This window comes from Escherichia sp. E4930, from assembly GCF_005845405.1.
Classification (GTDB): domain Bacteria; phylum Pseudomonadota; class Gammaproteobacteria; order Enterobacterales; family Enterobacteriaceae; genus Escherichia.
In genome coordinates this window covers 677,231-698,545 of record NZ_VCDZ01000003.1, presented here as the reverse complement: position 1 = coordinate 698,545, position 21,315 = coordinate 677,231, and the positions used below count along the sequence as shown (strand labels likewise).

The 21,315-nt window shown below is 53.2% G+C and carries 19 protein-coding genes; 10 read left to right on the top strand and 9 right to left on the bottom strand.

The genetic code is table 11. From position 1 onward, the window contains the following. Nucleotides 1-5 precede the first annotated feature (5 nt). Nucleotides 6-968: a taurine ABC transporter substrate-binding protein gene (gene tauA / locus FFT88_RS06855; RefSeq protein WP_135404443.1), complete on the bottom strand. Its 963-nt coding sequence runs from the start codon at nt 966-968 to the stop codon at nt 6-8. Nucleotides 969-1,590: 622 nt separating this feature from the next. On the opposite strand from tauA, the gene FFT88_RS06850 reads away from it, so the two are divergent. The 7 genes from FFT88_RS06850 to fghA all read left to right on the top strand — a co-directional run bounded on the left by FFT88_RS06850 (nt 1,591) and on the right by fghA (nt 7,335). Next, nucleotides 1,591-2,262 (top strand): PIG-L deacetylase family protein, encoded by a 672-nt coding sequence (locus tag FFT88_RS06850; protein ID WP_130215374.1) that lies wholly within the window; start codon nt 1,591-1,593, stop codon nt 2,260-2,262. Nucleotides 2,263-2,271: 9 nt separating this feature from the next. Further along, nucleotides 2,272-3,468: a glycosyltransferase family 2 protein gene (locus FFT88_RS06845; protein ID WP_135404442.1), complete on the top strand. Its 1,197-nt coding sequence runs from the start codon at nt 2,272-2,274 to the stop codon at nt 3,466-3,468. Beyond that, nucleotides 3,434-4,027 (top strand): acetyltransferase, encoded by a 594-nt coding sequence (locus FFT88_RS06840; RefSeq protein ID WP_240731065.1) that lies wholly within the window; start codon nt 3,434-3,436, stop codon nt 4,025-4,027. The genes FFT88_RS06845 and FFT88_RS06840 overlap by 35 nt, the downstream gene beginning before the upstream one ends. 1 nt (nt 4,028) lies before the next feature. Further along, the gene (locus tag FFT88_RS06835; RefSeq protein ID WP_135404441.1) at nt 4,029-4,802 is read left to right on the top strand and encodes a YaiO family outer membrane beta-barrel protein; all 774 of its coding nucleotides are present in this window, start codon (nt 4,029-4,031) and stop codon (nt 4,800-4,802) included. Between the two features lie 187 nt (nt 4,803-4,989). Further along, nucleotides 4,990-5,265: a formaldehyde-responsive transcriptional repressor FrmR gene (frmR, locus tag FFT88_RS06830; RefSeq protein WP_001141271.1), complete on the top strand. Its 276-nt coding sequence runs from the start codon at nt 4,990-4,992 to the stop codon at nt 5,263-5,265. 34 nt (nt 5,266-5,299) lie between these two features. Next, entirely contained in the window at nt 5,300-6,409 is a 1,110-nt protein-coding gene (gene frmA / locus FFT88_RS06825; RefSeq protein ID WP_000842102.1) for an S-(hydroxymethyl)glutathione dehydrogenase, read from the top strand. Nucleotides 6,410-6,501: 92 nt separating this feature from the next. Beyond that, nucleotides 6,502-7,335: an S-formylglutathione hydrolase gene (gene fghA, locus FFT88_RS06820; RefSeq protein ID WP_135404440.1), complete on the top strand. Its 834-nt coding sequence runs from the start codon at nt 6,502-6,504 to the stop codon at nt 7,333-7,335. Nucleotides 7,336-7,560: 225 nt separating this feature from the next. Here fghA and FFT88_RS06815 read toward each other — a convergent pair whose 3' ends face one another. From FFT88_RS06815 to FFT88_RS06780, 8 genes are all read right to left on the bottom strand, one after another. Then, nucleotides 7,561-8,100: a DUF2058 domain-containing protein gene (locus FFT88_RS06815; protein WP_130206149.1), complete on the bottom strand. Its 540-nt coding sequence runs from the start codon at nt 8,098-8,100 to the stop codon at nt 7,561-7,563. A 101-nt stretch (nt 8,101-8,201) separates the two neighbouring features. Continuing rightward, nucleotides 8,202-9,413: a 3-(3-hydroxy-phenyl)propionate transporter MhpT gene (gene mhpT, locus FFT88_RS06810; RefSeq protein WP_130258517.1), complete on the bottom strand. Its 1,212-nt coding sequence runs from the start codon at nt 9,411-9,413 to the stop codon at nt 8,202-8,204. Between the two features lie 214 nt (nt 9,414-9,627). Then, entirely contained in the window at nt 9,628-10,641 is a 1,014-nt protein-coding gene (gene mhpE / locus FFT88_RS06805) for a 4-hydroxy-2-oxovalerate aldolase (protein WP_135404439.1), read from the bottom strand. Next, nucleotides 10,638-11,588: an acetaldehyde dehydrogenase gene (gene mhpF / locus FFT88_RS06800; protein ID WP_000044308.1), complete on the bottom strand. Its 951-nt coding sequence runs from the start codon at nt 11,586-11,588 to the stop codon at nt 10,638-10,640. The genes mhpE and mhpF overlap by 4 nt, the downstream gene beginning before the upstream one ends. Then, entirely contained in the window at nt 11,585-12,394 is an 810-nt protein-coding gene (mhpD, locus tag FFT88_RS06795) for a 2-keto-4-pentenoate hydratase (RefSeq protein WP_135404438.1), read from the bottom strand. The genes mhpF and mhpD overlap by 4 nt, the downstream gene beginning before the upstream one ends. A 9-nt stretch (nt 12,395-12,403) precedes the next feature. Further along, nucleotides 12,404-13,270 carry a 2-hydroxy-6-oxonona-2,4-dienedioate hydrolase gene (gene mhpC, locus FFT88_RS06790; RefSeq protein WP_135404477.1) on the bottom strand — a complete coding sequence of 289 codons (867 nt, stop codon included), beginning with the start codon at nt 13,268-13,270 and terminating at the stop codon, nt 12,404-12,406. A gap of 17 nt (nt 13,271-13,287) precedes the next feature. After that, nucleotides 13,288-14,232: a 2,3-dihydroxyphenylpropionate/2,3-dihydroxicinnamic acid 1,2-dioxygenase gene (gene mhpB, locus FFT88_RS06785; RefSeq protein WP_135404437.1), complete on the bottom strand. Its 945-nt coding sequence runs from the start codon at nt 14,230-14,232 to the stop codon at nt 13,288-13,290. A gap of 1 nt (nt 14,233) precedes the next feature. After that, complete coding sequence (locus tag FFT88_RS06780; RefSeq protein ID WP_135404436.1) at nt 14,234-15,898, bottom strand: bifunctional 3-(3-hydroxy-phenyl)propionate/3-hydroxycinnamic acid hydroxylase; 1,665 nt, start codon at nt 15,896-15,898, stop codon at nt 14,234-14,236. A 190-nt stretch (nt 15,899-16,088) separates the two neighbouring features. Here FFT88_RS06780 and FFT88_RS06775 point away from each other — a divergent pair, with 190 nt between their 5' ends. The 3 genes from FFT88_RS06775 to lacZ all read left to right on the top strand — a co-directional run bounded on the left by FFT88_RS06775 (nt 16,089) and on the right by lacZ (nt 21,278). Further along, nucleotides 16,089-16,922, top strand: coding sequence for a DNA-binding transcriptional regulator (locus tag FFT88_RS06775; protein WP_217355972.1), 834 nt, complete (start codon nt 16,089-16,091; stop codon nt 16,920-16,922). Between the two features lie 76 nt (nt 16,923-16,998). Further along, a complete protein-coding gene (lacI, locus tag FFT88_RS06770; RefSeq protein WP_135404434.1) occupies nt 16,999-18,081 on the top strand; it encodes a DNA-binding transcriptional repressor LacI in 1,083 nt (360 codons plus the stop codon). A gap of 122 nt (nt 18,082-18,203) precedes the next feature. After that, entirely contained in the window at nt 18,204-21,278 is a 3,075-nt protein-coding gene (lacZ, locus tag FFT88_RS06765) for a beta-galactosidase (RefSeq protein ID WP_135404433.1), read from the top strand. Nucleotides 21,279-21,315: the final 37 nt, after the last annotated feature.

Below are 21,315 nucleotides of genomic sequence, written 5' to 3'. Positions count from 1 at the left end.
TCCTTTTATTGCACGAAGCGAGAGGTAACGTACTGGCTGTAATCATTCGCCACGGCGGGGACTTTGCCCTGATCTTTCAAAAACTGGGCAGTGTCGATGATCGCTTTGTTCACCGGTCCGGTCAGTTCTGCCGTTTGCTGCTGCGGCGTCAGATAGGTGTTTCCCTTCACTAGCCCCGGCACATCGCCTTCCGGCACGCCGCTTAAGCGCGCCAGTTTGCTGATGTTTTCCGGCTGTTTCAGCCACGCGTCTGGGTTAGCAATGTACGGTTGCTGGGCCGCGATGGCGCTTTTGGCGAACGCTTTCACTACCTCTGGATGTTTCTCGGCAAAATCTTTCCGCACTACCCAGACGTCCAGCGTTGGCGCCCCCCACTGCCCGACCTGTTCAGAATCGGTCAGCACCTTGCCGTCTTTTTCCAGGGCGTTAACCGCCGGCGCCCAAACATAAGCGCCATCGATATCTCCCCGTTGCCAGGCGGCGATAATCGCGGGCGGCTGCAGGTTCACTATCTCCACTTGCCCAGATTTAATGCCCCAATGTTTCAGCGCCGCCAGCAGGCTGTAGTGTGTCGTGGAGATAAACGGCACGGCGATACGTTTACCAATCAAGTCTTCCGGTTTGCTGATGGCTTTCTTCACCACCAACGCCTCAGAGTTGCCCAGTTTTGACGCCAGCAAGAAGACTTCAATCGGCACCTGTTGGCTGGCAGCTACCGCCAATGGGCTGGAACCAAGATTACCGATTTGTACATCGCCCGAGGCCAAGGCCCGCACGATGCTGGCCCCGCTGTCAAACTTACGCCAGTCCACGGTTGCTCCGCTTTCTTTAGCAAAGGTGTTGTCGGCCTGAGCCACTTTCGCCGGTTCGGCGGAGGTTTGATAGGCCACGGTGACGTTCACCGCCTGCGCCTGAAAAGCGATGAATGCCAGTGCGGCAAGAAGTGTGTTACGCGATGAAATTGCCATGATTGTCTGCTCCCCTGTCTTGTTATGGGAGCAGTATTCGCGGACAAAGACATTTGATAAAAGAATTAGTCGTTATGGTACAGATGATTTTATTCTTAGCAAAAAAACAGCAAAGGAAAGGTTAATTATGCAATTGGCATCATCTCACAACTCGGGGAAATTGCTGCACTGCATTTTATTGATGCATAAAAAGTCAGATTACGAGATTTACTATCTTCTTATTTTTATTAAAACCAAAATATATGATAAAGTTATTATATTCGCATTAAATATACTACTGTATTGTTTTTCACCCACCGCATATTACATTCACAACATGTATATAAACAATATCCGTTCATTAAACATATTTTTTAAATGCAATTAATTGACAAACTAATTCACATCTAAATACAATGCACAAAAGAAAATAACTATACATAGCAAACACACAAAAACATAACATATGAACTACGTAAAAAAAACTTTACCCTGTCGATTTTCAGGCCCTCATAGCATCCTGGCACTAAGTTATTAGCAACTTTCACTACGTATAAATTTTAACGTCTGCTTGCGCCAGAGATTACGTCTCTGCGCGTATCGCTGCGCTTGCAGTATAATAATTAAAATGGAGTGTCATTAAGTGGATAAGGTTTTAAATTCTGCTCTCCTTTCTTCAAAAAATAAAAAGAAAGGTATTCTTGCTATTGGCGCACACCCTGACGATATAGAATTAGGCTGCGGCGCATCGCTCGCTCGTCTTGCGCAAAAAGGAATTTATATTGCTGCCGTAGTTATGACTACCGGCAATTCTGGTACCGATGGAATAATCGATCGCCACGCAGAGTCACGCGAAGCCCTAAAGATATTAGGATGCCAGCAGACTATTCATCTTAATTTTGCTGATACCCGTGCTCATTTACAGCTCAATGATATGATTACCGCCCTGGAAAATATCATTAAGTCTCAGATTCCGTCTGATGTTGAAATCATTCGTGTCTATACCATGCATGATGCCGATCGCCATCAGGATCATCTGGCCGTTTATCAGGCGTCAATGGTGGCCTGTCGGGCAATTCCTCAAATTCTCGGCTACGAAACGCCAAGTACCTGGCTCTCATTTATGCCCCAGGTTTTTGAATCCGTGGAAGAGAAATATTTTTCTATAAAGCTAAACGCGTTACAAAAACATAAAAGTCAGAGTCTGCGTGATTATATGCGCCCGGAACGTTTGCGTGCTGTCGCACAATTTCGCGGACAACAGGTCAATAGCGATCTGGGTGAAGGCTTTGTTATTCATAAAATGATTCTTTGAGCAGATTGCATGAAAACCTGGATCTTTATATGTATGGCCGTAGCAATATTACTATGGTTCCTGAGTACGTTAAGGCGTAAGCCCAGCCAAAAAAAAGGCTGTATTGACGCAATTATTCCTGCCTATAACGAAGGCCCTTGTCTGGCACAGTCGCTGGAAAATCTGCTACGCAACCCTTATTTTTGCCGGGTAATTTGCGTTAACGACGGCTCCACTGATAATACCGAAGCAGTCATGGCAGAAGTAAAACGTAAATGGGGCGACCGCTTTGTTGCCGTCACGCAAAAAAATACCGGTAAAGGCGGTGCGCTAATGAATGGCCTCAACTACGCCACCTGCGACCTAGTTTTTTTAAGCGATGCCGATACTTACGTCCCGCCCGATAAAAACGGCATGGGCTATATGTTGGCGGAAATTGAGCGCGGCGCTGACGCCGTAGGCGGCATTCCCTCCACCGCGTTAAAAGGCGCTGGCCTGTTGCCGCACATCCGCGCGACGGTGAAGTTGCCAATGATTGTTATGAAGCGCACGCTACAACAACTATTGGGCGGTGCGCCGTTTATTGTCAGCGGAGCCTGCGGGATGTTTCGCACCGATGTGCTGCGTAAATTTGGTTTCTCTGATCGTACCAAAGTCGAAGACCTCGACCTTACCTGGACGTTGGTGGCTAATGGCTACCGTATTCGTCAGGCGAATCGCTGCATTGTTTATCCGCAGGAATGCAATAGTCCGCTTGATGAATGGCGACGCTGGCGGCGGTGGATTGTGGGCTACGCGGTATGTATGCGCCTACATAAAAAACTTTTATTTAGCCGCTTTGGCATATTCAGTATTTTCCCCATGCTGCTGGTTGTGCTTTATGGCGTTGGGATTTATCTCACTACCTGGTTTAATGAATTCATCGCCACCGGGCCACATGGCGTAATATTGGCAATGTTTCCACTTCTCTGGGTCGGCGTAGTTTGTGTTATTGGTGCTTTTAGCGCCTGGTTTCATCGTTGCTGGTTATTGGTGCCTTTAGCGCCTTTTTCCGTTGTGTATGTATTATTAGCTTATGCCATCTGGATTATTTATGGACTTATTGCCTTTTTTACTGGACGCGAACCTCAGCGCGACAAACCCACTCGTTATACCGCACTGGTGGAAGCGCCAACCGCTTATTCCAACTCTTCTGTCGCAGGAACTGAAAAGCTATCTGAAGCTTAATGTTAAAGAGAAAAATATTCAGATTGCAGACCAGGTAATTATTGATGAGAGTGCTGGTGAAGTTATTATTGGCACCAATACCCGTATTTGCCACGGTGCAGTGATTCAAGGACCGGTAGTGATTGGCGCAAATTGCCTGATTGGCAATTATGCTTTTATTCGCCCCAACACGGTAATCAGCAATGGTGTAAAAATTGGTTTTGCCACAGAAATAAAAAATGCGGTTATTGAAGCGGAAGCAACGATTGGCCCACAATGTTTTATTGCCGACTCGGTGGTAGCAAGCGGGGCATATTTAGGCGCGCTGGTGCGTACCAGTAATCATCGCCTGGATGAACAGCCAGTATCGGTTCGCACCGCGGAAGGTACTATCGCTACTGGATGCGATAAATTAGGTTGTTATATCGGGCAGCGTTCACGCCTTGGCGTGCAGGTTATTATTTTACCGGGGCGAATTATTTCTCCGAATACACAGCTTGGTCCACACGTTATTGTAGAACGTAATTTACCTACCGGAAATTACTCACTCCGGCAAGAACTTATCCGTACAGGAGATTAAAATGATAAAACGGACGTTATTAGCGGCAGTAGTCTTTAGCGCATTGCCCGCTTATGCCGGATTAACATCTATTACCGCAGGCTACGATTTTACCGATTATTCTGGCGATCATGGTAACCGTAATTTAGCGTATGCCGAACTGGTCGCAAAAGTTGAAAACGCAACACTGCTTTTCAATCTTTCCCAGGGACGTCGAGATTACGAGACTGAAAGTTTCAATGCCACACGCGGCCAGGGTGCTGTCTGGTATAAATGGAATAACTGGCTGACGACCCGAACGGGTATTGCATTTGCGGATAATACGCCGGTCTTTGCCCGCCAGGATTTTCGTCAGGATATTAACCTGGCCCTGCTGCCAAAAACGGTGTTCACGACCGGTTATCGCTACACCAAATATTACGATGACGTTGACGTTAATGCCTGGCAAGGTGGCGTTTCGCTTTATACCGGCCCGGTGATCACCAGCTATCGCTATACCCATTATGACTCAAGCGATGCGGGCGGCAGTTACAGCAATATGATTTCCCTGCGCCTGAACGATACGCGCGGCGGTGGTTATACCCAGCTTTGGCTAACTCGCGGGACCGGAGCTTACACTTATGACTGGTCGCCAGAGACACGACACGGCAGTATGAAGAGCGTCAGTTTACAGCGTATTCAGCCTTTAACAGAGCAACTTAATTTGGGGCTGACGGCAGGTAAAGTGTGGTACGACACCCCAACCGATGATTATGACGGCTTGCAACTCGCAGCCCATCTGACCTGGAAATTTTGATTCCTTCTGCCGCCCGCTATCCAGGGCGGCCTTCCCTGCCGATTAGCGCCCAAACACTTTCCTTTTCGTTTTCCACCCACATTCACCGGATAAATTTTATTCTCCAGTGTTATATACTATAGGGGGGTATGCATTGACACATAGAATACCCCCTATAGTATATTGAGTGCAGATGATGAGGTGCGAAATGCCCAGTACTCCGGAAGAGAAGAAAAAGGTCCTTACTCGAGTTCGTCGTATTCGGGGGCAGATTGATGCTCTGGAACGGTCGCTGGAGGGTGATGCCGAATGCCGTGCCATACTCCAACAGATAGCCGCCGTTCGGGGCGCGGCTAACGGGCTGATGGCAGAAGTGCTTGAAAGCCATATCCGGGAAACGTTTGACCGAAATGACTGCTACAGCCGTGAAGTCAGCCAATCCGTTGACGACACTATTGAACTGGTTCGAGCCTATCTTAAATAGCTGAATCTATTACCATATTGAGGAAGAGCGAAAGATGAAATCACGAGCTGCCGTTGCCTTTGCTCCCGGTAAACCGCTGGAAATCGTTGAAATTGACGTTGCACCACCGAAAAAAGGTGAAGTGCTGATTAAAGTCACCCATACCGGCGTTTGCCATACCGACGCATTTACCCTCTCCGGCGATGACCCGGAAGGTGTATTCCCGGTCGTTCTTGGTCACGAAGGGGCTGGCGTTGTGGTTGAAGTCGGTGAAGGCGTAACCAGCGTCAAACCTGGCGACCATGTGATCCCGCTTTATACCGCAGAGTGCGGCGAGTGTGAGTTCTGTCGTTCCGGCAAAACCAACCTCTGTGTCGCGGTTCGCGAAACCCAGGGCAAAGGCCTGATGCCAGACGGCACCACCCGTTTTTCTTACAACGGGCAGCCGCTTTATCACTACATGGGCTGTTCTACATTCAGTGAATACACCGTGGTCGCGGAAGTGTCTCTGGCCAAAATTAATCCAGAAGCAAACCATGAACACGTCTGCCTGCTGGGCTGTGGTGTAACCACCGGCATTGGCGCGGTGCATAATACCGCTAAAGTCCAGCCAGGTGATTCTGTTGCCGTGTTTGGTCTTGGCGCGATTGGTCTGGCAGTGGTTCAGGGCGCACGTCAGGCGAAGGCGGGACGGATTATCGCTATTGATACGAACCCGAAGAAATTCGATCTGGCGCGTCGCTTCGGTGCCACCGACTGCATTAATCCGAATGACTACGACAAACCGATTAAAGATGTCCTGCTGGATATCAACAAATGGGGTATCGACCATACCTTTGAGTGCATCGGTAACGTCAATGTGATGCGTGCGGCGCTAGAAAGTGCGCACCGCGGCTGGGGTCAGTCGGTGATCATCGGGGTAGCAGGTTCTGGTCAGGAAATCTCCACCCGTCCATTCCAGTTGGTCACCGGTCGCGTATGGAAAGGTTCCGCGTTTGGCGGCGTGAAAGGTCGTTCCCAGTTACCGGGGATGGTTGAAGATGCAATGAAAGGTGATATCGACCTGGAACCGTTTGTTACGCATACCATGAGCCTGGATGAAATTAATGACGCCTTCGACCTGATGCATGAAGGCAAATCCATTCGAACCGTAATTCGTTACTGATTTCCCGCAGGTTTGCCCCGTCCAGTTCAGACGAGGTTCTTAATACCGTCCCCGGGCAGCCGTCCGGGGAATTAACCGTGAGATAATGACTGATGGAACTCATTGAAAAACACGCCAGCTTTGGCGGTTGGCAAAATGTGTATCGGCATTATTCCCAATCACTGAAACGTGAAATGAATGTCGGCGTCTATCTCCCACCAAAAGCCGCGAATGAAAAATTGCCGGTGCTGTACTGGCTTTCGGGCCTGACCTGCAACGAGCAGAATTTCATTACTAAATCGGGGATGCAGCGTTACGCGGCTGAACACAACATTATTGTTGTTGCGCCGGACACCAGTCCGCGAGGCAGTCATGTCGCAGATGCCGACCGTTACGATCTCGGGCAAGGTGCTGGTTTTTACCTGAACGCGACGCAAGCGCCGTGGAAAGAGCATTACAAAATGTATGACTATATCCGCAGCGAGCTGCCGGATTTAGTGATGCAACATTTTCCGGCAACGGCCAGAAAGTCTATCTCAGGTCATTCTATGGGCGGGCTGGGCGCGCTGGTACTGGCGCTGCGTAACCCAGATGAGTATGTCAGCGTCTCGGCGTTTTCGCCCATTGTTTCCCCTTCGCAAGTACCGTGGGGCCAGCAAGCCTTTGCCGCGTATCTTGGTGAAAATAAATATGCCTGGTTGGATTACGATCCGGTGAGCCTCATTTCACAAGGTCAACGCGTTGCGGAAATCATGGTTGATCAGGGGTTGAGTGATGATTTTTACGCGGAACAGTTGCGGACTCAAAATCTTGAAAAGGTCTGTCAGGAGATGAATATCAAGGCGCTAATCCGTTATCACGAAGGTTACGACCACAGCTATTATTTTGTCTCCAGTTTTATTGGCGAGCATATTGCGTACCACGCCAATAAATTGAATATGCGTTGAGCATTTGCGCACGCCTGCCGGATGCGGCGTGAACGCCTTATCCACCTACATTTCGCCCGTAAACCGTAGGCCTGATAAGACGCGCAAGCGTCGCATCAGGCATCTGCGCACGACTGCCGGATGCGGCGTGAACGCCTTATCCGGCCTACATTTCGCCCATAAATCGTAGGCCTGATAAGACGCGAAAAGCGTCGCATCAGGTATTTGCGCACGGCTTATCTATGTTTACCACATCAAATCATCAGGCACTTTGAAGTCGGCATACGGATCATCTTCATTCTGCTCTTCGGCGCTGAGTGCACTATGCAACACAATACTACTGGCATCACGCTGAGCAATTTTATCGGCAACGCTGGCGGGAATAATGGCGTATTCACCTTCGCTATTGTTATCGGCCAACAAGCGGGCAATCGCCAGACGACCATTAATCAACTGCGCCTGTGTGAGCTTATCAACAAAAATCTTCTTAATCAGATTACCATCGGTAAAGTTAAAACCAATATCGCCATTGGCAATGGTGATTCGGTTCATTTCAATAAGCTGCTTCACCTGGGCTTTATATTCTTTCGCCAACGCCGCTTGTTTTTGTTGCTCGCTAAGCTGTTTATCACGCTCAAGCTGTGCCTTTTTATTTTCTTCTACCGCCGCCCGAGCTTCACGCGCCTGAACGCGCGATTTTTTCGCCGTTCTCTCGACCTTCGCCGCTTTTTTGCTGGTGACTAATCCTGCTTTGAGCAACTGCTCTTGTAAGGTAAGTTTTGCCATCTTTGTTTCCAAACCCGCTGAATAATTTTTAGCGAGTATACCTGTAAACGCCGTAGGTGTATTGAGGGCAAGTTCCTTTCGCCCCTGCTTAATAAGGCGCGTCAGGCATCGGCGCACGCCTGCATTCTTGATTTTCGACTCATCAAAATAAACACCGCCAACCCAGCAACAAGAATACCCGGCGCAGAAGCGGCCATTACGCCAACCGTGCCAGTGCCTAATGCCAGCATTTTCCCGGCCAGCAACGGGCCGCTCATAGCCCCCAGACGCCCTACCGCCACGGCTGTTCCCACACCTGTTGCGCGGATCTGCGAGCTGTAAAACAACGGTGCCAGGGCATACAAAACGCTTTGCCCACCTGTCGCAAACAACCCCGCGACAAATCCCGCCAGCAACATACCGTTAAATGACGACACCGTTCCCAGCGCCAGCAGCGAAGCTAACATGCCGCTATAAATCAGTAGCGACATGGTTACTGGACGCAGCTTATCCATCAATGCGCCCAACATTAACGTCCCGCTCGCCGCCCCCATTTGCAGTGCAAACATCACCCCTGCCGCCTGCGATGGCTGGAATCCTTGCTCCACCAAAAGCAGCGGCAGCCAGTTGATCAACATGTAGACCACTAGCAGAGTGAAGAAATAACACAACCACAGCAGCAGCGTCGCGGTGGCCGTTTCTGGCGCAAATAACGCACGCAGTGGTGGCGCAGCCTGTTTTTCGCCAGCGAAAACCGCCGACTCCGGCAGCCAGCGCATTAATAGCGGCACCAGAATCAACGGCACCACACCACCTACCCAAAACACCGTTTGCCAGGCTAAGTTTGCCCCCGCGAAACCCAGCGTCGCCGCCAGCGCCGCGCCAATGGGAACACCGCAATACATCAGGCTCACTGCCGTCCCACGAAAACGTGGACCCGCGGCTTCAGACGTCAGGGCGATAAGATTCGGCAACGCGGCCCCCAGTCCGACACCGGTCATCAGTCGTGCAAAGACCAGTGAGGGGAAATCCCAGGCAATCGCCGTTGCCAGCGAGAACAAACCAAACAGCGCAACTGAGCTAATCAAGATACGCTTACGACCATAACGGTCCGCCAGCATTCCGCCAACCAGCGCGCCGGGTAGCAAACCGAGTATTCCGGCGCTGAATATCCAGCCCATTTGCATTTTATCGAGTGCGAAAGCCTGTGCGATGCCACCCGCAGCAATGCCAGCCGCCTGAAGATCCAGCCCTTCCATCAGGGCGACCAAAAAACAAAGCCCGATGGTCAGCATCAGGCGGGATGAAGATGATGAAGGGGTACGAGTCGACATAAGATGAACCTCGTTGTGAGTGCAGGTGAATCGCGGCTGATACATTGCCAGCCGCGTAATCAGAACCATTTAATGACAGCCTGCAGGCGAAATGTAGGCCGGATAAGGCGTTCACGCCGCATCCGGCAGTCGTGCGCAGACGCCTGATGCGACGCTTGCGCGTCTTATCATGCCTGGGATGGGCATACAAAATGCACGTTCTCGGCAGTCATCATTATTTGTTGTTGCGCAGATCAAGCGCCACGTCGACGATCATATCCTCCTGGCCGCCAACCATCCGGCGTTTGCCCAGCTCAACGAGAATATCCACCGCGCTTAAGCCATAACGCGCCGCCGCCGTTTCGCAGTGACGCAGGAAGCTGGAGTAAACACCAGCGTATCCCAGCGCCAGCGTTTCGCGATCGACTCGTACCGGACGATCCTGCAACGGACGCACCAGGTCGTCAGCGGCATCCATTAACGCATAGAGATCGGTCCCATGCTGCCAGCCCAGTTTATCCGCGGCGGCAATAAACACTTCCAGCGGCGCGTTACCTGCGCCCGCCCCCATTCCCGCGAGACTGGCGTCGATTCGGTCACAGCCCTCTTCCACCGCCGCGATAGAGTTCGCCACGCCAAGACTCAGGTTATGGTGAGCATGCATGCCGGTTTGCGTTTCCGGTTTCAGCACTGCTTTCAGGGCGCGGAAACGGTCACGGATATCGCTCATGTTCATCGCACCGCCAGAATCCACCACATAAATACAGGTCGCACCGTAGCCTTCCATCAGCTTTGCCTGCTTCGCGAGATTTTCCGGCGTGGTCATATGGCTCATCATCAGAAAACCAACGGTGTCCATTCCGAGCTCGCGGGCATACTGAATATGCTGGGCGGAAACATCAGCTTCGGTACAGTGCGTAGCCACACGAACCACCCGCGCGCCAGCCTGCCAGGCATTTTTCAGATCGTGAATAGTGCCGATGCCTGGCAGCAACAACGTCGCGATTTTGGCGTGCTTCACCACATCCGCCGCCGCTTCAATCCATTCAAGGTCGCTATGTGCGCCGAAACCATAGTTAAAGCTGGACCCCAGCAAACCGTCGCCGTGGGCCACTTCAATCGAATCCACACGAGCATCATCCAGTGCTTTGGCAATCTGGCGAACGTTTTCCAGCGAATACTGATGACGAATGGCGTGCATACCGTCACGCAACGTGACGTCCGAAATATATAGTTTTTTACCGTTCATGCCGCTTCTCCTGCCTTGCGCGCCAGTGACTGGGCCATTTTTTCTGCTGTCGCCAGCGCACTGGAAGTCATAATGTCGAGGTTGCCCGCATAGGCAGGCAGATAATGCGCTGCGCCTTCGACTTCCAGCCAGACCGCCGTTTTCAGCCCGGAGAACTGCCCCACGCCCGGTAAATTAACCGGTTTATCCTGCGGGATGACTTCAAACTGCACGCGCTGTTTCAGGCGATAACCCGGTACGTAAGCCTGCACCGCCTCAGCCATTTCATTGATTGAGGCTTCGATATCATCTTGTGAAGCTTCGTCGCTCAATACATACACCGTGTCACGCATCATCAACGGTGGCTCTGCTGGGTTAAGCACAATAATCGCCTTCCCTTTTGCCGCGCCGCCCACCACTTCAATGGCTCGGGAAGTGGTTTCCGTAAATTCATCGATATTGGCACGCGTGCCAGGTCCGGCAGATTTACTGGCGATAGAAGCGATAATTTCGGCGTAATGAACACGCGCCACGCGTGAAACTGCCGCCACCATTGGAATGGTGGCCTGGCCGCCGCAGGTGACCATATTGACGTTCAGTTGTTCGACATTCGCATCAAGGTTGACCACCGGCACGCAGTAAGGACCGATGGCAGCAGGCGTCAGGTCGATTAAGCGAATATCCGGTTTCGCTTCGCGCAAAGCGGCATCGTTTTTCACATGCGCGCCCGCGCTGGTCGCATCAAATACAATGTCGATATCAGCAAATTCAGGCATGTTCATCAGCCCGATAACCCCTTCATGGGTAGTGGCGACGCCCATGCGTCTGGCACGCGCCAGCCCGTCGGACTGGGGATCAATGCCGACCATCACCGCCATCTCCAGATGCTGACCGTGACGCAAAATTTTAATCATCAGATCGGTGCCAATATTGCCAGAACCGATAATGGCGACTTTACGCTTACTCATGACTGACTTCCTTTTGTAGCTGCGTTTGAAAATGTCGCAGCAACTGAACCTATGCCTTCGATATGGGCTTCAAAACGATCGCCCGCATTCACCGCCACCATCGGACCTAATGCCCCGGTAAGAATGATATCTCCGGCGCGCAGCGGTTCACCCAGGCTGGCCATTTTGCGTGCCAGCCAGACAGCGGCGTTAAGTGGATGCCCCAGGCATTCGCTGCCGCGCCCGCTGGAAACCTCTTCGTTATTACGCGCCATCTTCATGGCGCAGTTTTTCAGATCTAACCCCGCCAGACGTTGCGCCGGACCGCCGATGACATACACCCCGCAGGAGGCGTTATCTGCCACGGTATCGACAAACTGAATCGACCAGTCGCGGATGCGGCTACCCACCACTTCCAGCGCCGGAAGTACCCATTCAATGGCGTTATACAGTTCGTTAAACGTGGTATCGGTCGCGGGCAAATCGCGGTTCAAAACCAGTGCGATTTCCGCTTCAATGCGCGGTTGCAAGACGCGGGAAAAAGGAATGGTTTCATTATCGCCATAACACATGTCGGCAAATAACGTCCCATAATCCGGTTGATCAACGCCCAGTTGTTGTTGCACTTTCGGATGCGTCAGTCCCACTTTGCGCCCCACCACTCGCCGTCCCTGAGCGACGTCATGTTGCACATTGATGCGCTGAATGGCGTAGGCGGCTTTCGCGTTTTCAATACCAATCAGATCGCGCAGCGGCGCAATCGCTTCGCCCTGCTCTGCGGCGCGGCGTAAATCCGCCGCCAGTTGCTCAAGAGTATGCTTCGTCATGACCATTCCTTAAGGGCGTGCGAGGAAATTCAGCACCAGTTGATTGAAAGCGCCGGCATGTTCCCACTGCGCCCAGTGACCACAGTCGCGGAAGATATGCAGTTCAGAACCGGCAATGCCGGAAAGCAGACGCAGCCCCGCATCCATCGGCACAAAGCGGTCGTTGCGCCCCCAGACAATCAGGGTTTGTGCTTTGATTTCCGCCAGACGTGGACCAAAATCCGGGAACTGTTTCGGATTGGCCTCCAGGCTCTTAACGAAGTTTTCCAGGTGATCGCGACGCGACAGCATATTATTCAGGCGCGCTTCAAACAGGGCGTCGGTCAAATCGCTGGTATCAAAAACGAAGATATCCATCATCAGCTTCAGGTTTTCGATAGTAGGCTGACGATAAAGCTGATTCAGTCGCTTAATACCTTCGGTTGGCATCGGCGTAAACAAACTCATGCCGCCCGTACCGCCGCCCATCAGCACCAGTTTGCCGACGCGCTCCGGCCAGTTAAGGGTGAACGCCACAGAACTATGGCCGCCCATCGAGTTGCCCAGCAGGTGGATTTTGGCGATATCCAGTTGATCCACCACGCTTTTCAGGATTCGTGCATTAAGATCCGATCGCGAACCACTATTAACGATCGAATCGCTCTTGCCCCAACCCGGACAATCCAGCAGGATCACCCGATAGCCCGCCTCTACCAGCGGATCGATATTGCGGCTGAAGTTCGCCCAGCCAGTAGCACCCGGGCCGGAACCATGCAGCAGGACAACGGTTTCGTCGCCTTGTCCGCAGTCATTAAAATGGATGCGCAGCGTTTTACCCGCTTCTTCTACATTCAGAAAACGGCTGGTGGCGGCTTCGGTTTGTGGCTGATAACTCATCATCTTCTCCTGCATATTCAGTTCTCTGTTCTGGCGCTTAACGAGCCAAATCCGGCAATCCACTCCGGGATTGGGCGGTAATAACGCCCTTCGCTACGCCAGTTGCCAAACGCAGAAATAGCGGCAAAAGCGGCGACCCAGGTTTTGATTTCATGTGTCGACTTTCCGGCAATGGCGGAAAGCTCTTCGTTACTGACGGCATCCAGTTCCTGTATGCGTCCCTGCTCCAGCAAAGTCATGAACTGGTTATCCCAAATCGGGTTGAGCGGATGCAGAGTTCTCTGATCCTCAACAAACTTCTCAGCGGCGCTGATCACCCGTTGCTGGCGCATTTCGCGCTCACTGGCGGGTAAATCTTTCCCGCTCCCCAACAGACGGTCGCGCATATGGGCATCGGCTTTCGCCAGTTCGGGCACCGGCGGCTGATGGGAAAGCCCACCGGACCCAAGGAACAGCACGCGTTTATTGAGAGTGCTGGTGAAACGTCCAATGGCTTCACCCAACATGCGGGTACGCTGGAAACCGGGCAGTGGCGTGGCGACACCGTTGATGAACACAGGCAGAACTGGCACCTTATCCAGCCCACCGAGCAGGAACTCCAGCGGCTGGGCGAACCCGTGGTCCACCTGCATACAGTAAGAAACGGCAAGATCGATCCCGCTCTTCATGACGGCATGCGCACAGGCCTCCGCCAGCTCCACAGGCACGGCCAGCTCTCCTGCCGCACTGCCGAAATCACCAATTGCCGTCGCCCCAACGCCTAAACAGAACGGTGGCATCACGTCATAGAAAAAACCGTTGTAGTGATCTGGCGCAAACAGCACCACCAGTTCAGGGGAGAAAGCCGCAATACGCTCGCGGGCACTGGCAATCACGCCATTGACCTCATCGAGTACCTCTTGCGCCGGGTCGACATACCCCACCAGCGGCGAGTGGGAAAGACAGTGAAGATAAGCGTGCATATCAGGCTACCTTTTCGACAGAAACGTCGGCATCAGGGCGAGTCAGCGTCATCACCGACGCCAGTTTATTCAGCGTATTGCCCAGAGTTTGCGGAATGGCGGTGGCGGCAACAAAGCGATCCGGGCGCATCACCACCAGCGAAGCATTGTGTTGTGCGAACCAGCTACGCAGGCGACCTTGCGTATCGCCCACGCGTAGCACGCCGTCGTGGTTATCCTGTGCGGTATGAATTTGCACTTCCGGCACCACCTGAATGAAGCGTGTGCCCAGCGCGCGCCACTGCTGGATTTGCTCGTCGCTCATCCCCCACAGTGGATTGCATCCCCAGCCAATTACCGCGAAGTTCGCGCCAATCGCGTTATCGAGCAGCGTCACGTCGCCGTTTTCCAGCGTGACTTTCGGCTGAATAAACATCTTGCCAACCGGAGAGTGCTTCGCTTCGCCCTCACGCACCAGCGCACCGCCGTAATATTGCGGCATCGGCTTGAAGCGCATTTCGAGGAAGTAGCGTTTTACTGGCGGCAGATAATTCAGCAGCCAGGAAACGCCGTCACGTAACGAACCCTGCCAGCGTTTCGGCGGAGCCAGCACGTTGCCCGCCGTCACGGACAGGTCAATCATCGCTTTGGCGTGATCGCGACGTTCTTGTTGATAGGTATCGAGCAGCGCATCACGGGCTTTCCCCTGGATAACCAACGCCAGTTTCCAGGCGAGATTAAAGGCGTCGCGCATACCACTGTTATAGCCCTGCCCCTGCCACACCGGCATGATGTGCGCGGCATCGCCCGCCAGCAGTACGCGATCAATACGAAAACGTTGCGCCAGTCGCGCGTTGTGGGTGTAGACACGCTGGCGAATCAATTCAACATTGTCCGGATTAGGCAGCACTTTGCTTAACAGCTTGCGCATATTTTGCGGCTCACGCAGCTGTTCTTCGGTTTCTCCTGGCATCACCATAAATTCAAAGCGACGTACCGCATGAGGCAGCGCGGCAGAAACATACGGGCGCACCGGATCGCAACACAAATAGATGTGCGGCGTACTTAACGGATCGTTGGCGATATCTACCACAATCCACTGATTTGGCGCAGTTTTACCTTCAAACGGCACATTCAGAGTGCGACGGACAAAACTTGCTCCACCGTCACAGGCTACCAGCCACTGGGCTTTGACCGTTTCCCGCTGCCCTTCTGCCGTTTTCAGGTGCAAGGTCACTTCGTCATTTTGCTGGCTGAAGGCCTCCAGCTCGCGGGCAAACAAGCAGCGCACATTCGGAAAACGCGACAACCCTTCCAGCATCACCGCATCGACCTGCGGCTGAATAAAGGCGTTACGGCGCGGCCAGCCAAATTCATCGGTCATTGGCTGAATATCAGCAAAACAGCGGCCTTTCGGGGTGAGAAAACGCATCGCGTGCCACGGCGTAGTGTGCGGCAGAACATTCTCGACCAGGCCAACCGACTGCATGGTGCGCAGCGCCTCGTCATCAATACCAATCGCACGGGGGTAGTCGATCAACTTATCGAGTTTCTCCACCACCAGCACGTCAATGCCCATCTGGCCGAGATAGTTCGCCATCATCAGCCCGACCGGACCGGCACCAGCGATCGCCACCTGAACGCTATGGTTAACAGCAGGCTGGATGTCAGGGTGTTGTATTGCCATTTCAGTACCTCACGACTCGGACAAAATGCCGTTGCGCGCACAGTACAGCGCAACTTATTTTGTTAAAAACATGTAAATGATTTTTTATTGTTCGCTCAGTATAGGAAGGGTGTTTTCGGCTACAATCAAAACATGCCCGAATGTGCACCAGGTGCACAACGTTGTTTTAACTATAGAAATGTCAATGAATATGCAGAACGATGAGCAGACGGAATACAAAACCGTGCGCGGATTAACCCGCGGTCTAATGTTATTAAATATGTTAAATAAACTTGACGGCGGTGCCAGCGTCGGGCTGCTGGCGGAACTCAGCGGTCTGCATCGCACCACTGTGCGGCGACTGCTGGAGACGTTACTGGAAGAGGGATATGTCCGGCGCAGTACCTCCGATGACAGTTTTCGTCTGACCATCAAAGTGCGGCAATTAAGCGAAGGGTTTCGTGACGAACAGTGGATTTCTGCACTGGCGGCCCCGCTGCTGGGCGATCTGTTGCGCGAAGTGGTATGGCCGACAGATGTGTCCACGCTGGATGTTGATGCAATGGTGGTACGCGAAACCACTCACCGTTTCAGTCGATTATCCTTTCACCGGGCAATGGTCGGGCGGCGTTTACCGCTCCTGAAAACCGCCTCGGGCCTGACCTGGCTGGCCTTTTGCCCGGAAAAAGAACGCCAGGCGTTAATCGAAATGTTAGCCACCCGCCCCGGTGATGACTATCAACTGGCGCGGGAACCGTTAAAGCTGGAAGCCATTCTGGCGCGCGCGCGCAAAGAGGGGTACGGACAGAACTACCGCGGCTGGGATCAAGAAGAAAAGATCGCCTCTATCGCCGTACCGCTGCGCAGTGAACAACGGGTGATTGGCTGTCTGAATCTGGTGTATATGGCCAGTGCGATGACCATCGAACAGGCGGCAGAAAAACATCTTCCGGCGCTGCAACGGGTAGCAAAACAGATTGAAGAAGGGGTTGAATCGCAGGCTATTCTGGTGGCCGGAAGACGAAGCGGCGTGCATTTGCGTTAACGCCGCCGAATGGCGAAAAACCTTCCGTGGTATGGCATGATAGCACTCGGAAGAAAGTGAATTCAGGGTGGTGAATGTGAAACCAGTAACGCTATACGATGTCGCAGAGTATGCCGGAGTCTCTTATCAGACCGTTTCCCGCGTGGTGAATCAGGCCAGCCACGTTTCTGCGAAAACGCGGGAAAAAGTGGAAGCGGCAATGGCGGAGCTGAATTACATTCCCAACCGCGTGGCACAACAACTGGCGGGCAAACAGTCGTTGCTGATTGGCGTTGCCACCTCCAGCCTGGCCCTGCACGCACCGTCACAAATTGTCGCGGCGATTAAATCCCGCGCCGACCAACTGGGTGCCAGCGTGGTGGTGTCGATGGTAGAACGAAGCGGCGTCGAAGCCTGTAAAGCGGCGGTACACAATCTTCTCGCGCAACGCGTTAGCGGTCTGATCATCAACTATCCGCTGGATGAACAAGATGCCATTGCGGTGGAAGCCGCCTGTGGTAACGTGCCAGCGTTATTCCTTGATGTCTCCGACCAGGCCCCCATCAACAGTATTATTTTTTCCCATGAAGACGGTACGCGGCTTGGCGTGGAGCATTTGGTCGCATTAGGTCACCAGCAAATCGCCCTGTTAGCGGGCCCATTAAGTTCTGTCTCGGCGCGTCTGCGTCTGGCGGGCTGGCACAAATATCTCAAACACAATCAAATTCAGCCGATAGCAGAACTGGAAGGCGACTGGAGCGCCATGTCCGGTTTTCAACAAACCATGCAGATGCTGAATGAGGGTATTATTCCCACCGCGATGCTGGTTGCCAACGATCAGATGGCGTTGGGCGCAATGCGCGCCATTACCGAGTTCGGGCTGCGCGTCGGCGCGGATATCTCGGTAGTGGGATACGACGATACCGAAGACAGCTCATGTTATATCCCGCCGTTAACCACCATCAAACAGGATTTTCGTCTGCTGGGGAAAACCAGCGTAGACCGCTTGCTGCAACTTTCTCAGGGGCAGGCGGTGAAGGGAAATCAGCTACTGCCCGTCTCACTGGTGAAAAGAAAAACCACCCTGCCACCCAATACGCAAACCGCCTCTCCCCGCGCACTGGCGGATTCATTAATGCAGCTGGCAAGGCAAATTTCCCGTCTGGAAAGCGGACAGTGAGCGCAACGCAATTAATGTGAGTCAGCTCACTCATTAGGTTCCCCAGGCTTTACACTCTATGCGTCAGGCTCGTATGTTGTGTGAAATTGTGAGCGGATAACAATTTCACACAGGATACAGCTATGACCATGATTACGGATTCACTGGCCGTCGTATTACAACGTCGTGACTGGGAAAACCCTGGCGTTACACAACTTAATCGCCTTGCGGCACATCCCCCTTTCGCCAGCTGGCGTAATAGCGAAGAAGCCCGCACCGATCGCCCTTCCCCGCAGTTGCGCAGCCTGAATGGTGAGTGGCAATTTGTCTGGTTTCCGGCACCAGAAGCGGTGCCGGAAAGCTGGCTGGAGTGCGATCTTCCTGACGCCGATACTGTCGTCGTCCCCTCAAACTGGCAGATGCACGGTTACGACGCGCCCATCTACACCAACGTGACCTATCCCATTGCGGTCAATCCGCCATTTGTTCCCGCAGAAAATCCGACTGGCTGTTACTCGCTCACATTTAATGTTGATGAAAGCTGGCTACAGGAAGGCCAGACGCGAATTATTTTTGATGGCGTTAACTCGGCGTTTCATCTGTGGTGCAACGGGCGCTGGGTCGGTTACGGGCAGGACAGTCGTTTGCCGTCTGAATTTGACCTGAGCGCCTTTTTACACGCCGGAGAAAACCGCCTCGCCGTTATGGTGCTGCGCTGGAGTGACGGTAGTTATCTGGAAGATCAGGATATGTGGCGGATGAGCGGCATTTTCCGTGACGTCTCGTTGCTGCATAAACCGACCACACAAATCAGCGATTTCCATGTTGCCACTCGCTTTAATGATGATTTCAGCCGCGCTGTACTGGAGGCTGAAGTTCAGATGTGCGGCGAGTTGCGTGACTACCTACGGGTAACAGTTTCTTTATGGCAGGGTGAAACGCAGGTCGCCAGCGGCACCGCGCCTTTCGGCGGTGAAATTATCGATGAGCGTGGTGGTTATGCCAATCGCGTCACACTACGTCTGAACGTCGAAAACCCGAAACTGTGGAGCGCCGAAATCCCGAATCTCTATCGTGCGGTGGTTGAACTGCACACCACCGACGGCACGCTGATTGAAGCAGAAGCCTGCGATGTCGGTTTCCGCGAGGTGCGGATTGAAAATGGCCTGCTGCTGCTGAACGGCAAGCCGTTGCTGATTCGCGGCGTTAACCGTCACGAGCATCATCCTCTGCATGGTCAGGTCATGGATGAGCAGACGATGGTGCAGGATATCCTGCTGATGAAGCAGAACAACTTTAACGCCGTGCGCTGTTCGCATTATCCGAACCATCCGCTGTGGTACACGCTGTGCGACCGCTACGGCCTGTATGTGGTGGATGAGGCCAATATTGAAACCCACGGCATGGTGCCAATGAATCGTCTGACCGATGATCCGCACTGGCTTCCCGCGATGAGCGAACGCGTAACGCGAATGGTGCAGCGCGATCGTAATCACCCGAGTGTGATCATCTGGTCGCTGGGGAATGAATCAGGCCACGGCGCTAATCACGACGCACTCTATCGCTGGATCAAATCTGTCGATCCTTCCCGCCCGGTGCAGTATGAAGGCGGCGGAGCCGACACCTCCGCAACCGATATTATTTGCCCGATGTACGCGCGCGTGGATGAAGACCAGCCCTTCCCGGCTGTGCCGAAATGGTCCATCAAAAAATGGCTCTCGCTGCCTGGAGAGACGCGCCCGCTGATCCTTTGCGAATACGCCCACGCGATGGGTAACAGTCTTGGCGGCTTCGCTAAATACTGGCAGGCGTTTCGTCAGTACCCCCGTTTACAGGGCGGCTTCGTCTGGGACTGGGTGGATCAGTCGCTGATTAAATATGATGAAAACGGCACCCCGTGGTCGGCTTACGGCGGTGATTTTGGCGATACGCCAAACGATCGCCAGTTCTGCATGAACGGTCTGGTCTTTGCCGACCGCACGCCGCATCCGGCGCTGACAGAAGCAAAACACCAGCAGCAGTTTTTCCAGTTCCGTTTATCCGGGCGAACCATCGAAGTGACCAGCGAATACCTGTTCCGTCATAGTGATAACGAGCTCCTGCACTGGATGGTGGCGCTGGATGGCAAGCCGCTGGCAAGCGGTGAAGTGCCTCTGGATGTCGCTCCACAAGGTAAACAGGTGATTGAACTGCCTGAACTACCGCAGCCGGAAAGCACCGGGCAACTCTGGCTAACGGTTCACGTAGTGCAACCGAACGCAACCGCATGGTCAGAAGCCGGACACATCAGCGCCTGGCAGCAGTGGCGACTGGCGGAAAACCTCAGTGTGGCACTCCCCTCCGCGCCCCACGCCATCCCGCAACTGACCACCAGCGAAATGGATTTTTGCATCGAGCTGGGTAATAAGCGTTGGCAATTTAACCGCCAGTCAGGCTTTCTTTCACAGATGTGGATTGGCGATGAAAAACAACTGCTGACGCCGCTGCGCGATCAGTTCACCCGCGCACCGCTGGATAACGACATTGGCGTAAGTGAAGCGACCCGCATTGACCCTAACGCCTGGGTCGAACGCTGGAAGGCGGCGGGCCATTACCAGGCCGAAGTGGCGTTGTTGCAGTGCACGGCAGATATACTTGCCGACGCGGTGCTGATTACGACCGCTCACGCGTGGCAGCATCAGGGGAAAACCTTATTTATCAGCCGGAAAACCTACCGGATTGATGGTAGTGGTCAAATGGCGATTACCGTTGATGTTGAAGTAGCGAGCGATACACCGCATCCGGCACGGATTGGCCTGACCTGCCAGCTGGCGCAGGTCGCAGAGCGGGTAAACTGGCTCGGATTAGGGCCGCAAGAAAACTATCCCGACCGCCTTACTGCCGCCTGTTTTGACCGCTGGGATCTGCCATTGTCAGACATGTATACCCCGTACGTCTTCCCGAGCGAAAACGGTCTGCGCTGCGGGACGCGCGAATTGAATTATGGCCCACACCAGTGGCGCGGCGACTTCCAGTTCAACATCAGCCGCTACAGCCAACAACAACTGATGGAAACCAGCCATCGCCATCTGCTGCACGCGGAAGAAGGCAGCTGGCTGAATATCGACGGTTTCCATATGGGGATTGGTGGCGACGACTCCTGGAGCCCGTCCGTTTCGGCAGAATACCAACTGAGCGCAGGGCGCTACCATTACCAGTTGGTCTGGCGTCAAAAATAATAATAACCGGGCAGGCCATGTCTGCCCGTATTTCGCG

What these genes read in the sequence shown, in the direction of transcription:
- tauA (WP_135404443.1), bottom strand. Translation starts at nt 968, where the DNA reads ATGGCAATTTCATCGCGTAACACACTTCTTGCCGCACTGGCATTCATC.
- FFT88_RS06845 (WP_135404442.1), top strand. Translation starts at nt 2,272, where the DNA reads ATGAAAACCTGGATCTTTATATGTATGGCCGTAGCAATATTACTATGG.
- FFT88_RS06835 (WP_135404441.1), top strand. Translation starts at nt 4,029, where the DNA reads ATGATAAAACGGACGTTATTAGCGGCAGTAGTCTTTAGCGCATTGCCC.
- frmR (WP_001141271.1), top strand. Translation starts at nt 4,990, where the DNA reads ATGCCCAGTACTCCGGAAGAGAAGAAAAAGGTCCTTACTCGAGTTCGT.
- frmA (WP_000842102.1), top strand. Translation starts at nt 5,300, where the DNA reads ATGAAATCACGAGCTGCCGTTGCCTTTGCTCCCGGTAAACCGCTGGAA.
- fghA (WP_135404440.1), top strand. Translation starts at nt 6,502, where the DNA reads ATGGAACTCATTGAAAAACACGCCAGCTTTGGCGGTTGGCAAAATGTG.
- FFT88_RS06815 (WP_130206149.1), bottom strand. Translation starts at nt 8,100, where the DNA reads ATGGCAAAACTTACCTTACAAGAGCAGTTGCTCAAAGCAGGATTAGTC.
- mhpT (WP_130258517.1), bottom strand. Translation starts at nt 9,413, where the DNA reads ATGTCGACTCGTACCCCTTCATCATCTTCATCCCGCCTGATGCTGACC.
- mhpE (WP_135404439.1), bottom strand. Translation starts at nt 10,641, where the DNA reads ATGAACGGTAAAAAACTATATATTTCGGACGTCACGTTGCGTGACGGT.
- mhpF (WP_000044308.1), bottom strand. Translation starts at nt 11,588, where the DNA reads ATGAGTAAGCGTAAAGTCGCCATTATCGGTTCTGGCAATATTGGCACC.
- mhpD (WP_135404438.1), bottom strand. Translation starts at nt 12,394, where the DNA reads ATGACGAAGCATACTCTTGAGCAACTGGCGGCGGATTTACGCCGCGCC.
- mhpC (WP_135404477.1), bottom strand. Translation starts at nt 13,270, where the DNA reads ATGAGTTATCAGCCACAAACCGAAGCCGCCACCAGCCGTTTTCTGAAT.
- mhpB (WP_135404437.1), bottom strand. Translation starts at nt 14,232, where the DNA reads ATGCACGCTTATCTTCACTGTCTTTCCCACTCGCCGCTGGTGGGGTAT.
- FFT88_RS06780 (WP_135404436.1), bottom strand. Translation starts at nt 15,898, where the DNA reads ATGGCAATACAACACCCTGACATCCAGCCTGCTGTTAACCATAGCGTT.
- FFT88_RS06775 (WP_217355972.1), top strand. Translation starts at nt 16,089, where the DNA reads ATGCAGAACGATGAGCAGACGGAATACAAAACCGTGCGCGGATTAACC.
- lacZ (WP_135404433.1), top strand. Translation starts at nt 18,204, where the DNA reads ATGACCATGATTACGGATTCACTGGCCGTCGTATTACAACGTCGTGAC.